The organism is Streptomyces sp. NPDC004266, from assembly GCF_042874095.1.
Taxonomy (GTDB): Bacteria; Actinomycetota; Actinomycetes; order Streptomycetales; family Streptomycetaceae; genus Streptomyces.
This window is the reverse complement of sequence record NZ_JBIAMM010000012.1, coordinates 97,609-111,452: the sequence shown is the minus strand read 5'-3', so window position 1 is coordinate 111,452 and position 13,844 is coordinate 97,609. Positions and strand designations below refer to the sequence as shown.

General features: G+C 73.8%; 11 protein-coding genes. 2 read left to right on the top strand and 9 right to left on the bottom strand.

The window, feature by feature from the left end; genetic code table 11:
- Window positions 1–21: 21 nt before the first annotated feature.
- From ACFYUZ_RS26870 to ACFYUZ_RS26830, 9 genes are all read right to left on the bottom strand, one after another.
- Complete coding sequence (locus tag ACFYUZ_RS26870; protein WP_389313370.1) at window positions 22–1,425, bottom strand: sulfatase; 1,404 nt, start codon at window positions 1,423–1,425, stop codon at window positions 22–24.
- Window positions 1,426–1,551: 126 nt separating this feature from the next.
- Entirely contained in the window at window positions 1,552–1,644 is a 93-nt protein-coding gene (locus ACFYUZ_RS26865) for a putative leader peptide (RefSeq protein WP_389313368.1), read from the bottom strand.
- Window positions 1,645–1,778: 134 nt separating this feature from the next.
- Complete coding sequence (locus ACFYUZ_RS26860; RefSeq protein ID WP_389313366.1) at window positions 1,779–3,596, bottom strand: glycoside hydrolase family 15 protein; 1,818 nt, start codon at window positions 3,594–3,596, stop codon at window positions 1,779–1,781.
- A 411-nt stretch (window positions 3,597–4,007) separates the two neighbouring features.
- The gene (locus ACFYUZ_RS26855; RefSeq protein WP_389313364.1) at window positions 4,008–4,628 is read right to left on the bottom strand and encodes a TetR/AcrR family transcriptional regulator; all 621 of its coding nucleotides are present in this window, start codon (window positions 4,626–4,628) and stop codon (window positions 4,008–4,010) included.
- Window positions 4,629–4,701: 73 nt separating this feature from the next.
- On the bottom strand, window positions 4,702–5,754 hold the full coding sequence (locus ACFYUZ_RS26850; RefSeq protein ID WP_389313362.1) for a TIGR03571 family LLM class oxidoreductase: 1,053 nt from the start codon (window positions 5,752–5,754) through the stop codon (window positions 4,702–4,704).
- Between the two features lie 91 nt (window positions 5,755–5,845).
- A complete protein-coding gene (locus ACFYUZ_RS26845; protein ID WP_389313360.1) occupies window positions 5,846–6,676 on the bottom strand; it encodes an aldo/keto reductase in 831 nt (276 codons plus the stop codon).
- Window positions 6,677–6,693: 17 nt separating this feature from the next.
- The gene (locus tag ACFYUZ_RS26840) at window positions 6,694–7,053 is read right to left on the bottom strand and encodes a nuclear transport factor 2 family protein (protein WP_389313358.1); all 360 of its coding nucleotides are present in this window, start codon (window positions 7,051–7,053) and stop codon (window positions 6,694–6,696) included.
- Window positions 7,050–7,472, bottom strand: a complete 423-nt coding sequence (locus ACFYUZ_RS26835; protein WP_389313356.1) for a heme-binding protein — start codon at window positions 7,470–7,472, stop codon at window positions 7,050–7,052. The genes ACFYUZ_RS26840 and ACFYUZ_RS26835 overlap by 4 nt, the downstream gene beginning before the upstream one ends.
- A 51-nt stretch (window positions 7,473–7,523) precedes the next feature.
- Entirely contained in the window at window positions 7,524–8,732 is a 1,209-nt protein-coding gene (locus ACFYUZ_RS26830; protein WP_389313354.1) for an MFS transporter, read from the bottom strand.
- A 420-nt stretch (window positions 8,733–9,152) separates the two neighbouring features.
- Here ACFYUZ_RS26830 and ACFYUZ_RS26825 point away from each other — a divergent pair, with 420 nt between their 5' ends.
- Window positions 9,153–12,260, top strand: coding sequence for a phosphocholine-specific phospholipase C (locus ACFYUZ_RS26825; RefSeq protein ID WP_389313352.1), 3,108 nt, complete (start codon window positions 9,153–9,155; stop codon window positions 12,258–12,260).
- Window positions 12,261–12,544: 284 nt separating this feature from the next.
- Window positions 12,545–13,795 carry an NAD(P)/FAD-dependent oxidoreductase gene (locus tag ACFYUZ_RS26820; protein WP_389313350.1) on the top strand — a complete coding sequence of 417 codons (1,251 nt, stop codon included), beginning with the start codon at window positions 12,545–12,547 and terminating at the stop codon, window positions 13,793–13,795.
- Window positions 13,796–13,844: the final 49 nt, after the last annotated feature.

Sequence of the window (13,844 nt, the reverse complement as noted above, 5' to 3'; positions counted from 1 at the left end):
CCGGGCCCCGGCGTGCGGGGATCAGTACCGGAGCAGGCCCGCGTCGATCCGTTCCCAGGCGGACCGCAGTTCGGCGAGCCGGGCCTGCTCGGACCCTGCCCGGTCCGCCTGCTCGCGGGAGTCCTCGGACAGGTGGAAGAGCTGGTCGCGGCCGGACTTGCCCCGGTAGTACTTCCAGTCGCCGCGGCGCAGCGCCCGCTCGCCCCGCACCCGCCAGAACAGGTCCCGCTCGGGCACCTCGGCGCCGCGCAGCAGGTGCCCGGCGAGGCTGGTGCCGTCGAGGGGGTACGCCGGGTGGGGGCGGGCGCCGGCCAGTTCGAGCAGGGTCGCCGTCCAGTCGGGCGAGAACACCGGCAGGTCGCTGACCTGGCCGCCGTCTATACGGGCGGGCCAGCGCAGGATCGAGGGCACGCGGATGCCGCCCTCCTGGAGCGAGCCCTTGTTGCCGGCGAGCGGCCAGTTGTAGGAGAAGCGCTCGCCGCCGTTGTCGCTGCCGAAGAAGACGAGGGTGTCCTGCTCCTGGCCGGAGCGCCTCAGCGCCTTGAGGACCTGCCCGATCGAGCGGTCGAGGTCCTCGACCATCTCCTTGTACTTCTCGACGGAGCCGCCGTCCTGGTGCCAGAGGGCGGAGCGGTCACCGGCCTTGATGCGGCGGACGATCTCGTCGCTCGCCTCCTTGTCGCCGTCGGCGATCCAGGGCCAGTGCGGGGTGGTGAAGTTGAGGTTGAGCAGCCAGGGCTTCTCGTGGTCGCGGCTCACGTACTCGCTCGCCCGCTCGGTGAGGATGCGGGTGTAGTAGCGCAGGTCCTTGTACTCGGCGTCGCCCTCGTAGAGGTCGTACTCGCCGCCGAGGCCGAGCTTGGAGTAGTACTCCAGGGCCCCGCCGAAGTTCCCGAAGAACTCGTCCCAGCCGGACCGGGTGGGGGAGTAGTCGGGGAGGTAGCCGCAGTGCCACTTGCCGATGAGCGCGGTGGCGTAGCCGGAGTCGCGGAGCAGTGAGGCGAGCGTGGGGTGGGTGGGCTCCAGGCCGACGGACCTGTCGGCGATCGGCTCGGCGAGCCCGCCCTTGGTGCGGCCCGGGTAGCGGCCGGTGTAGAGGCTGAAGCGGGTGGGGGAGCAGGTCGCGGAGCCGGAGTAGGCGTCGGTGAAGCGGACGCCCTCGCGGGCGAGGCGGTCCAGGTGGGGCGTGCGGATGTGCGGGGAGCCGTACGAGGAGAGGTCGGCCCAGCCGAGGTCGTCGCCCAGGATGAAGAGGATGTTGGGACGCCGGGAGTGACGGCGCGGGTGCGCGGCGCGGAAGGGACGCTCCTGCGGGTCGGGCGCGGGGGCCGCCTGCGCGGCGGTGGCGGTGGCGCCGAGGGCGGCCGCGGCGGCGGCACCGGCGGCGACCCCTCCGAGGGCGCGGCGGGACAGGGGCGTGGACATACGGGTCTCCAGAAGGGCGTGCGGACGTGCGGGCATGCCTCCGGGGCCCGGCGGGCGGGGGACGGCGCCGCGGGCGGGGCGGGCGGAGGAGCGGGGTGGGGTACGGCCGGGTGAGCGGAAGGGCCGTCAGGCGCAGCGACAGACCGCGCTCGCGACACGGACGAGGTCCACGTGTCGGCGCTGGACGAGGGTGACCGAGCGGTCACGCAAGGGCTGCATGGGGCAGGAGTCTCGTCGAGCCGGCCGGGGGCGTCAACGGCGTACGGGCAGGTTGACGCGCGTAGTTCGCATGATCGAAACGGTTCGTACGCAGTCGCGCCGGCCGCCGGGGCCGGCGGTCGAGTGCCCCGGGGTCAGCGGTCCAGTGCCTCGTCGAGGGTCAGCGCGGCGGTGATCAGCGCGAGGTGGGTGAAGGCCTGCGGGAAGTTGCCGAGTTGTTCGCCGGTCGGCCCGATCTCCTCGGCGAACAGCCCGACGTGGTTGGCGTAGGTGAGCATCTTGTCGAAGGCGTACCGGGCCTGTTCGAGCCGCCCGGCCCGGGCGAGCGCGTCCACGTACAGGAAGCTGCACAGCGAGAAGGTGCCCTCGGAGCCGCGCAGGCCGTCGGGGGAGGCGGCCGGGTCGTAGCGGTAGACCAGGCTGTCGGAGACCAGTTCGCGGTCCATCGCGTCCAGCGTGGACAGCCAGCGCGGGTCGCGCGGCGCGATGAACCGGGTGATCGGCATCATCAGCAGCGAGGCGTCCAGGACCTCGCTGCCGTACTGCTGCACGAAGGCCTGCCGCTCGGTGGACCAGCCGCGCTCCATCACCTGGTGCAGCACCGCGTCCCGGGCGGCCGTCCAGCGGGGCAGGTCGGCGGGGCGGCCGAACTCGCGGGCCATCCGTACCGCCTGGTCGAAGGCGACCCAGCACATCAGCCGGCTGTACGTGAAGTCCTGGCGGCCGCCGCGGGTCTCCCAGATCCCCTCGTCCGGGCGGTCCCAGTGCTCGCACAGCCAGTCCACCGTGGCGGCGAAGCGCTGCCAGCCGTCGTAGCCGGCCTGCTGCGCCAGGTGGCGGGCCTGCGCGAAGGCGTAGACGGCCTCGCCGTAGATGTCCAGCTGGAGCTGGTCGGCGGCGCCGTTGCCGGCCCGGACCGGGGCCGAGCCGCGCCAGCCCTCCAGATGGTCCAGCACCTCCTCCCTCAGCTCCGGGTCGCCGTCCACCCGGTACATGATCTGCAACGGCTCGCCGTTGACCGTGCCACCGTCCCGCAACCGGGCGCCCAGCCAGCGGCGGAAGGCGTCCGCCTCCTCGGTGAAGCCCAGGTCGACCATCGCGCGCACGGACAGCGAGGCGTCCCGGACCCAGGTGTAGCGGTAGTCCCAGTTGCGTTCGCCCCCGACCTGTTCGGGCAGTCCCATGGTGGCGGCGGCCACCGGCGCGCCGGACGGGGCGTACGTGAGCAGCTTCAGCGTGATCGCCGAGCGGTTGACCTGATCCTGCCAGCGGCCGCGGTAGCGGCAGCGGCTGATCCAGTCGTGCCAGAAGAAGCGGACCCCGTCGAAAGCGGCCCGCAGGCTCGCCTCGTCGGCCGGCTCGGGAGGCTCGGCGCCCGGCGCGTCCAGGGTGAGCACGGCGGCGGCGTGCTGACCGGCGGTCAGCTCCACCTCGGCGCGGACGTCCCGGCCGTCGCGCTCCAGCGCGATGGCGCCGAGCACCTGGAGGTGAGCGGCGACCGTGGCTCCGGCGAAACGCGCGGTGGCGCCGTCGAGGACCAGCTCGTGCGTCTCCCGGCCGTAGTCGAAGCGCGGCCGGCACTCGACCGCGAAGCGGACCGTGCCGCGGACCACCCGCAGCACCCGGACCAGGGTGTGCCGGTCGGTGGGCACGGTCGGGTCCGCGGGCATCGGCATGAAGTCGGCCACCTCGCCGACCCCGTCGGGGGTGAGGAAGCGGGTGAGCAGCACCGCGCTGTCGGCCAGGTACAGCTGACGCGCCGTCGTACCGGGCGCCTCCACGGTGATCGAGAAGTGGCCGCCGCGCTCGTGGTCGAGGAGCCGGCCGAAGACGCTCGGGGAGTCGAAGCGGGGCGAGCAGAACCAGTCCACGACACCCTCGGCGGACACCAGGGCGCACGTCTGCAGGTCTCCGACGAGACCGTGGTCGGCGATCGGCGGGTAGCGGTGCATCGGCGGCGTCCTCGTGGGCTCGGGGCGACAGGCGATCCTCCCTCCCACCCTCCGGCCGGACGGCCCCCCGGGCCACCGGGGCTGCGCCGAACCGGCGCCGTCGCCGGCGAAGGACGGAGGGAGGACGGTACGACGGCTGTCGCAGCCCGGGTGGGGCCTCTGTCCATGACGGTCGTCATGGGAGGTGGACGTGACCGTCGTCCCGGTGGACACGCCGAAGGGCCGTCTGGGGCCGGATCGCCGCCGCGAGCCGGCCGAGACCCTGACGGACGCCGTACTCGTCCCCGAGGCCGTGCGGTTCGCCCCTGCCGCGCGGGCGGGCTTCCAGGCGCGCTTCCTCAGGAGAAGGCCGCCGCCGTCCGCCCGGCCCTCGGGGCGTAGGACGGGCCGGGCCGGGGCGGAGTGGTCCGCTCAGTCCCCGATCGCGTCGGCGATCAGCGCCCGGAGCCGCGCGGCCGTGCGGTCGAGGGGGTCGGTGCCGCGCTTGGCGCGGCACATGGCCACCGCGCCCTCGACGGCGGCGACGACGAGCGTGGCGATCTGCGCGGCCCGTCCGGCCTCGGCGCCGTGGGCCCGCAGGGAGTCCGCGAGCAGGCCCTCCCACAGCTCGAAGACCTCCGCCGCGGCGGCCAGGGCGGGCGGGACCTCGTCCGCGGGCGGTTCCTCGACGGCGACGGCCAGGACGGGACAGCCCGCGTGGAAGTCGGTGTCCACGACGATCTCCCACCACAGGGCGAGGAAGGCGTCGAGGCCCGCGGCCGGCCCCGCTCCCAGCTCCTTGCGCAGGCTGCGGGCCATCCGGTCGCCCGTGTGGCGGACGGCCTCCGAGGCCGGCTGCTGCTTGCCCTCGGGGAAGCAGTGATACGTGGAACCGAGCGGGGCCTGCGCGTGCTTGGCCGTCTCCCGGATGCTCGTGGCGCTCAGGCCGCGCCGGCTGATCATGTCCGCCGCGCCCACCACGATCCGCTCGCGGGACGGCGTGCTGCTCCTGGACACCCGTACCCCACGCCCTTCCGCTATGACGATCGTCATGGCCTACCGTGACCCTCGCTCGCACCGACGGTCGCGAGCGGGGGCCGGGCCGCGGGCTCGTCGCGGGGAACCGCTACGAACGCGAGCCGCCCGGTGGTTCGCTTCCGTCCCCGCCCGGCGTCGCCGCGGGCGACGACCGGTCCACGGGCGTGGGGAAGTGGGGCAGGACGTCCTCGGCGAGTTCCTGCAGCACCTCGTCGAGGGGCCGGTCGTTCGGCCGGAGGTTGAAGGAGACATGGGCGACGCCGAGCGCGGCCATCTGTTCCAGGTGACCGCGCAGCGCCTTGCCGCCCGTGCTGAGGCCCAGGCGGATGGGGCGCGGCGGGGCGTCCGGGTCCTCCCGCAGGTCCAGGACCATCGGCGTGAGGTACGGCTTCCCGCCGTCCGTGAGCTCCTGCCACTCGCGCGTCCTCAGCCGCAGCGCGCCCAGGTCGCGCGGGTAGTCGAGGGAGGCGTCGGCGTGCTCGGCGATCCACTCGGGCGTCTGCTGAGCGCCGCCGGCGACGGCGAGGGGGATCCCGGCCGGGTGGACGGGCTTGGGCAGGACCTCCAGCTCCCGGTCCGCACCGAGTCCGGCCCGGGACAGCTCCAGCGGGCCCGTGCGCCAGGCGGCGCGGAGGGTCTCGACGCCCTCGCGGAAGGCCGTGCCGCGCGTCTCGAAGTCCCGTCCGAACAGCGGGTACTCCACGGGGCGGTCGCCGCTCGCGAGACCGAGCAGCATACGGCCGCCCGACAGGACGTCGACGGTGGCCGCGGCCTTGGCGGCCAGCAGCGGGTCGCGCAGGGGCAGCACGATCGCGCCGGTGCCGAGGACGGCGTTCTCGGTGACGGCGGCCAGATGGCCGAGGTGGGTGAAGGTCTCGAAGACCGAGCCGGCGTCGCCGAACCGGACGGGGTCGTACAGCGGGACGTCCCGCAGCCACAGGGCGGCGAAGCCGAGCCGGTCGGCGAGCCGGGCGAGCCGGGTGTGCCCGGTCAGGTCGGGGACTCCGAACGGGCGCCCGGCCTCGCGGTCGGCGTGGACGCGCGCGGGGGCCCAGTCGTTGTCGAGGGGGAGTTCGAGGCCGAGGGTGAGCCGCCCGGCGCCGGGGGCCAGACGGGTGAGGGCGGGATGGAGGAGTGCCACGGCGTGTGTCCTTCCGGGCGGACGGGCGGGGCCCCGCCCCGCGGGCCGGAGGCCTGCCGGGGACGGAGCCCAGGGGGAGGGGAGTGCCTGCTCAGTTGAGTTCGTCGGGGTGCGGGCCGGTCCGCAGATCGCGGTCGAGCGCGGCCACGGCCCGCATCTCCTCGTCCGTGAGCGCGAAGTCGAGGACGTCGAAGTTCTCGCGGATCCGGGCCGGGGTGACCGACTTGGGGATGACGACGTTGCCGAGCTGCAGGTGCCAGCGGATGACGACCTGCGCGGGGGACTTGCCGTACCGGGCGGCGATGGCCGCGACGGCCGGGTCGCCGAGGACGGCGCCCTGGGCGAGCGGGCTCCACGCCTCGGTGGCGATGCCGTGCTCGGCGTGGAAGGCGCGCAGCTCGGTCTGCTGCAGCCCGGGGTGGAGCTCGACCTGGTTGACGGCCGGGGTCAGCGCCGTCCCCTCCATCAGCCGCCGCAGGTGCGCGGGCTGGAAGTTGGAGACGCCGGCGGCGCGGATGCGTCCTTCCTCGGCGAGGCGCTCCAGGGCGCGCCAGGAGTCCCGGTACAGATCGCGGGCGGGCGCCGGCCAGTGGATCAGGTAGAGGTCGACGTGGTCGAGGCCGAGCTTGGCGAGGCCGGCGTCGAAGGCGCGGAGGGTGGAGTCGTAACCCTGGTCGGCGTTCCACAGCTTGGTGGTGACGAAGAGCTCCTCGCGGGGCAGCCCGGAGGCGGCCAGCGCACGGCCGACGCCGGTCTCGTTGCCGTAGATCGCGGCGGTGTCGATGCTGCGGTAACCGGCCTCGAGGGCGGCGGTGACGGCGGCGGTGGTCTCGTCGTCGGGGACCTGGAAGACGCCGAAGCCGAGCCGGGGCATCTCGACGCCGTTGTTCAGGGTGACGGTGGGGACGGCGGAGGGGGCCATGGTGAGCGGGTGTTCCTTCACTTGGTGCGTTCGGTCAGGGTGTAGCGGACGGTCTGGGCGCTGATGAGCCCGTCGCGGAAGACGAAGGTGTCGACGCCGTCGAGGACCTCGTGGGCGGAGCCCGCGGCGGTCCACCGCAGGAACAGGACGTCTCCCGCGAACCGCGGGGCGAGCTGCCAGTCGGCGTCGGGCAGGTCGGACAGGAGCCGCCCGATGCCCTCCTTCACGCCCTCGCGTCCGGTCAGGACGCCGTCGGGGGTGAGGAAGACCGCGTCCTCGGTGTAGTTCCGGCTGATCAGGTCGAGGTCGCCGGTGCCGAGGCGGGTGCCGTGGTCGGCGAAGACCTCCTGCGGAGTGCGGGTGCGGGGGCCGGTCATCGGGAGAGTTCCTCGACGGCGGTGGCGGCGAAGCCGTGGTCCTGCTCGGGGGCGCCGCCGCCCACGCCGATCGCGCCGATCAGGCGGCCGTCGCGGTGGACGGGGAGGCCGCCGGCGATGAACAGCAGCGGCCGGTCGAGCGCGGTGGGCAGCGAGTGGAACGGGCCGTCGGGCTTCACGAGGTCGACCAGGTCGGCGGTCGGGGCGTTCAGCTGGAGCGCGGTGTACGCCTTGCGCGTGCTGGTCTCGCCCGAGATCAGCACCGCACGGTCGTCCCGGCGGAAGGCCAGCAGGTGCCCGCCCGCGTCCAGGACGGTGACGCTGACGGTGACCCCGGCGGCCTCGGCGGCGCGGCGGGCGGTGGTGATCAGGGTCTCGGCGTCGGCGGTGCTCAGCGGGGCGACGGCGGTGGTGCTCATGGCGCTTCTCCTGAGGTGAGGTGAGGTGAGGTGAGGGGAGGGGAGTGGGGGTCAGTGATGCACGGGGGTGGGGGTGCGGACGTCGGCACCGGCACCGGCGGCGGCCTCGACCGCGGGAGCACGGCGCTCCAGGGCCGCGGACCAGAAGGCGAGGCCCAGGGCGGTGGCGGCGAGGACGGCGCCGACCCAGTTCGGGGCGGTGTAGCCGAGGCCGGCGGCGATCACGAGGCCGCCGAGCCAGGCGGAGAGGGCGTTGCCGAGGTTGAAGGCGCCGATGTTCACGGCGGAGGCCAGCGTCGGCGCGCCGTGGGCCTGGTCGAGGACGCGCTTCTGCAGCGGGGGCACGGTGGCGAAGCCGAGCGCTCCGACGAGGAGGATGGTGATCGCGGCGAGGATCTTGTCGTGCGCGGTCACGGTGAACAGCGCGAGCACGACCGCCAGGCCGCCGAGGGCCGTGTACAGCATGGGCATCAGCGCGCGGTCGGCGAAGCGGCCGCCCAGCAGGTTGCCGAGGAACATGCCGATGCCGAAGAGCACGAGCAGCCAGGTGACGGAGCCGTCCGCGTAGCCGGCGACGTGGGTCATCATCGGCGCGATGTAGGTGATCGCGGCGAAGACACCGCCGAAGCCGAGCACGGTCATGGCCATCGCGAGCAGCACCTGCGGGTTGCGGAAGGCCTTCAGCTCGCCGCGCAGCCGGGTGCCCTCGGGGCGGGGCATGGCGGGGACGAGCCTCGCGATGCCGAGGAGCCCGACCACACCGAGCGCCGCGACGATCGCGAAGGTGATGCGCCAGCCCACGGCCTGCCCGATGAAGGTGCCGAGCGGCACGCCGACGATGTTGGCGACGGTCAGGCCGGTGAACATGGTGGCGATGGCGCCGGCCTTCTTCTCCGGCGCGACCAGTTCGGCGGCCACGACCGACCCGATGCCGAAGAACGACCCGTGGGCGAGCGAGGCGACGACGCGGCCGGTCAGCATCACCCCGAAGTTCGGGGCGAGCGCGGAGAGCAGGTTGCCGAGCACGAACAGGCCCATGAGCAGCATCAGCATCCGCTTGCGGCTGACCTTGGTCCCGAAGGCGGTGAGCAGCGGCGCGCCGATGACGACGCCGAGTGCGTAGCCGGTCACCAGGAGGCCGGCGGTGGGGATGGTGACCCCGTAGTCGGCGGCGATCTGGGGCAGCAGCCCCATGATCACGAACTCAGTCGTGCCTATGCCGAAGGCCCCGACCGCAAGGGCGAGGAGAGCGAGCGGCATGGCGCGCCCCTTTCCGGAATTGCTTGAACGATCCCTTTGCATGCCTCGACAATAGTTGCATGCGCGCCATATATGCAAGCGCGGGTAGGTGGTGAGGTCTGGATGATGCCGCCCGCGGGCCACGTCGGCTCGCCGCGACGTGGCCGGTGAGGGGCGTGGGCGGGTGACCCGCCGGTGGGCGGCAGGGCTCCCCGGCGTGATGGAGGAGGTGCTCCCCGCGGCGGACGCCCGCCGGGCGGGCGGTGGAGGCGGGGCCGACGCGTGCGCGTGGCGACCGGATCCCGGCGAAGTGTGCCGATTCGGCGAGGGAGTTCGTCTTTCGTTCACCGGCGACCCGGGCGCGCGCCCATGAGATCTCGTAAACATAACGCGTCTGGACCAAAGAGGTTCCGATGCGAAAGATCCAAGGAGCCCCCCGTCATGCCTCCCTCCCCCGACGTCTCCCGTCGCGCGCTGCTCGGCGGTGCCGCCGGCGCCGCCGTGCTCGCCTCGCTGCCGTTCAGCGTGCGCGAGGCCCTTGCGGCGCCCGCCCGCCCGGGCCGGCTGGAAGACATCGAGCATGTCGTCGTACTGATGCAGGAAAATCGTTCCTTCGACCACTACTTCGGGACCCTGCCCGGCGTACGCGGCCTCGGAGACCGCACCGCCGTCCGCGGCGCCAACGGCAGGTCGGTCTTCCACCAGCCCGACCCCTCGCGCCCCGAGGGCCACCTCGTCCCCTTCGCGATGAACGCGGCCCACACCAACGCCTACCGGAACGGCGCCCCCGCCTTCGGCTTCGTCGACTCCTTCCCCCTGTGGAACGACGGTCGGGCCGACGGCTACGTGACCGGCCGCACCGGCGGCTGGCTCGGTCACGGCTTCTACGAGCCCGCCGACATGCCGTTCTACAACGCGCTCGCCGGCACCTTCACGGTCTGCGACCAGTACCACGCGTCGGTCCAGTGCAACACGAACACCAACCGCGACCACTTCATGACCGGCACGAGCGGGGGCACGGTCAACGACACCGTCGTCTACAACAACAGCTACGTTCCCGGTGGTTACACCTGGACCACGTACGCCGAACGGCTCCAGGGCGCCGGAATCAGCTGGAAGACCTACCAGGCCCGGGACAACTACGACGACAACGCCCTCGCCTGGTTCCGGCCGTTCCAGCAGGCCGGGCCCGGCGACCCGCTCCACGACCGGGGCATGGCGATGGTCGGCGCCGCGGCCGACCAGGGCGACGGCCACAAGATGGGCGACGCGCTCGTCGAGGCGTTCCGCGCCGACGTGGCCGCCGACCGCCTGCCGCAGGTGTCCTGGATCGTCGCCCCGGAAGCCCTCTCCGAGCACGCCAGCTGGCCCCCGCCGCTCGGCGAGCACCTCACCGCGCGACTGATCGAGGCGCTCGCGGACCATCCCGAGGTCTGGGCCAAGACCGTCTTCATCCTCAACTACGACGAGCACGGAGGCTTCTTCGACCACTGCATGCCGCCCGTGCCGCCGCTCTCCGCCGACCGGGGCAAGGCCACCATGTCCGTGGACGGCGAGGTCGTCGTCCGGGTGAGGCAGGCCGGCGGCGCCACCGCGATGCGGGTCGTCTCCCAGGACGGCCGCTACCGGGTCCGCGCCGCCGACGGCGGTCTCACCTGGTCGGACACCCTGCCCGCCGGGGAGACCCTGGTCTCCGGGCCGCACGCCATGGGCCTCGGCCTGCGGGTGCCGATGCTCGTCGTGTCCCCGTGGACCCGCGGCGGCGTCGTCGACTCCACCGTCCTCGACCACACCTCCGTCATCCGCTTCCTGGAGCGCCGCTTCGGGGTGCACGAGCCCAACATCAGCCCCTGGCGCCGCTCCGTCGCCGGCGACCTCACGTCCGTCTTCGACTTCTCCGGCGAGGACATCACCTGGCCCGAGCTCCCCGACACCAGCGGCAACGTGGCGAAGGCCGACGCGGCCGCCGGGAAGCCGTCGATCGCCATCCCCTCGCCGCAGTTCTTCCCGCGCCAGCAGCGCGGCACCCGGCCCGCCCGCCCCGTGCCGTACGCCCTGTCGCTGCGCTCCGGGGTCCGCGACGGCAAGGTCGAGCTCGACCTCCGCAACGAGGGGCGCCAGGCCGCCGTCTTCCAGGTGTACGCGGAGCCCGGCAGCGCCCCCGACTTCTACACCGTCGGTGCGGGCGAGCGGCTCTCCGGCGCCCGCGCCCTCCAGGACGGCACCTACGACCTGCGCATCCACGGCCCCAACGGCTCCCTGTGGGCACTGCGCGGCGCCGCCGACGACGCCCTGGAGGCCCGCCTCGAGGAGAAGTCCGACGACGACCGCGCGTACGTGGAGGTCGAGATCGAGAACCGCGGGCGACGCTCCCGCACCGTGCTCGTCGGCGATCTGGCGTACGGCGGCGGGGTCCGTGAGGTCCGGGTCGGCGCGCGCGACGAGCGCACCGTGAAGCTGCGGGTACCGGCCGAGCGCTGGTACGACATCGCCGTGAGCGCCGCCGACGACCCGCGGTTCCTGCGCCGCTTCGCCGGCCGCTTCGCCGACCGGCGGCACGACCGCGGCCGGGACCGCGTCCGAGGCGTCACCGACCCCGCGATGGGCCTCGCCGACGCCCTCACCGCCGAGGTGACCACGGCCGCCGGTGACGAGCCGGTCGTCGCGGGCGGGACCACGGCCCGGTTCACGGTCACCGTGAGCAACCGCGGACCCGCCGAGCTCCACGACGTGACCGCCGCCCTCACGGTGCCGTCCGGGTGGACGGCGAAGCCGGTCGCGGACACTCCGCCCAGGACCCTGGCCCCCGGTTCCTCGTACGCCGCCGGCTGGGACGTCACCGCGCCGGTCGACGCCCCCGCGTACGGCTCCGCCCGAGTGCTCGCGGTCGCCCGCGGCCGCGCGGCGGACGGCCTGCGCCTCGCGGACGGCGAGATCCAGGCCCGGATCGCCCCGACCATGAGCGGTCATCTGCTCGCGGAGGACTTCCAGTCGCTCGCCGGGAAGCTGGTCAAGCGGGGCCAGGTGCTCGGCTGGACGGCGACGGCACCGGAGGGCTGGTCGGTCGTCAACGCGACCGCGATGCCCCAGGGCACGCCGATGTTCCAGGGCTGGACCTTCCACACCCGTCGCGCCTGGTCGGCCGGCGCCCAGAACAGGCCGAACTTCACCCGGGGCCTCGGCATCGTCGCGGTCGCCGACCCGGACGACTGGGACGACACGGGAGCGCCCGCGAGCAAGGGCCGCTTCGACTCGACCCTGGTCTCGCCCGCGGTCCCGATCCCGGCCGACCGTACGACCCTCCGGGTGGACCTCGACTCCCACTACCGGCAGGAGGGCGACCAGAAGGCCGAGGTCCGCGCGGTCTTCGACACGGGCGAGGAGCAGATCGTGCTGCGCTACGGCCCCGGCTCGCCGGACGCGGAGAACACGGCGGTCGCCAAGGACCTCACCGTCCCGGCAGGGGCGCGGACGGTAACCCTCCGCTTCCGGATGTACGACGCCGGGAACAACTGGTACTGGGCGGTGGACCACATCCGCCTGAGCTGACGCGCGTGCGGGCGGTGACCGGGGCCTCCGGTCACCGCCCGAGGCCGCACCCCTCGGGGCGCACGGGCACCCGGACGAATCCGCCCCCGTTCGCATCCGTCCGCGCTCCCGGTGCGGAAGAAGGGACGACAGCGCCGTCCGCGGTGCCGTAACGGATCGTCCGGGGCCTCCGAGAGGGGTCCGGGCGGAGGGGACACCCATGCACACTCACCTCCTCGGTGACTCGGCGCACCGCAGGCCCGCCGAGATCCCCCGCGGCGGGTCCGGCAGCGGAGGAGCGGGTCATGGCGGCTGAACGACTCGACGCCATCGTGGTCGGAGCCGGTGCCGCCGGCCTCGCCTGCGCGGCGGACCTCGTCGGGGGAGGGCTTTCGGTCCGCCTCGTGGAGGCCGACGGATCGCCCGGCGGGCGCATGCGTACCGACCGTGTCTCGGGATTCACGGTCGACCGTGGCTTCCAGGTGTTCAACACGTCCTACCCACAGGTCAGGAAGCGGCTCGACCTGCGCCGACTGCGGCTTCGGCGCTTCAGCCCCGCCGTGCTCGTCGCGACCCCGCGCGGGAACCGGCGGTTCACCGATCCCACCCGCGATCTCCGCGGTGGCAGGGACCTGCTCGTCGGCCGGGTGGCTTCGCCGAGGGACCTGCTCGCCGTGGGAGCGCTGTCGGCCCGGGACATGCTGGAGCCGACGGCCCGGCTGCGTTCCCGTCCCGACACCACCACACACGCCACCCTCAGGAAGGCCGGGATCTCGGAAGACCTGATCGAGACCTTCTTCCGGCCCTTCCTGTCCGGTGTCTTCCTGGAAGAAGACCTGGACACCTCGGCCCGCGTCTTCCACCTCGTCTGGCGCACCTTCCTGAGGGGCACGCAGTGCCTGCCCGCCGACGGCATCCAAGCCGTGCCCCTCCAGCTCGCCGCCGAGCTGCCACCCGGCGTGCTGCTCACCCGGGCACCGGTCGACAGCCTCACCGACGGGGGAGTGCGTCTCGCCGACGGCGCCGAGCTCGACGCCCGGGCCGTCGTCGTCGCCGCCGGTCCACGTGCCGCGGCCCGCCTGCTGCCGGGGCTGGAGATCCCCGAGGGGCGCACCGTGACCACGGTCTACCATGCGGCCGAACGCTCCCCGCTGACCGAACCCACCCTCGTCGTGGACGAGCGCCGGCGCTTCCTGAACACCTGCGTCCTCACCGAGGTGCATCCGCACTTCGCGAGGGACGGCCGGGCGCTGGTGTCGACCTCGGTCCTGGGAGAGCTCCCTCCGGCACGGGACGCGTCACTCCGAGCGGCCCTCGCCGAGGTGTACGGGACGGACACCGACTCCTGGGAGACGGTGCACCGGACCACGGTGCCCGACGCGCTGCCGGCCATGCCGCCGCACCACCCGCTGACACGAACCACCCGCCTGCGCGCCGGCCGCTACGCATGCGGCGACCACCGGGCCACGGGGTCACTGCAGGGCGCCCTCGCCTCCGGTGCCCGCGCCGCCCGGGAGGTCTTGGCCGACCTCGGTCGGGGGCGCGTCCGGCCGTGAGTCCGGTCACCGCCCGTCGGCGAGTGGCCCCCGCACCGGGGTCCTGGCG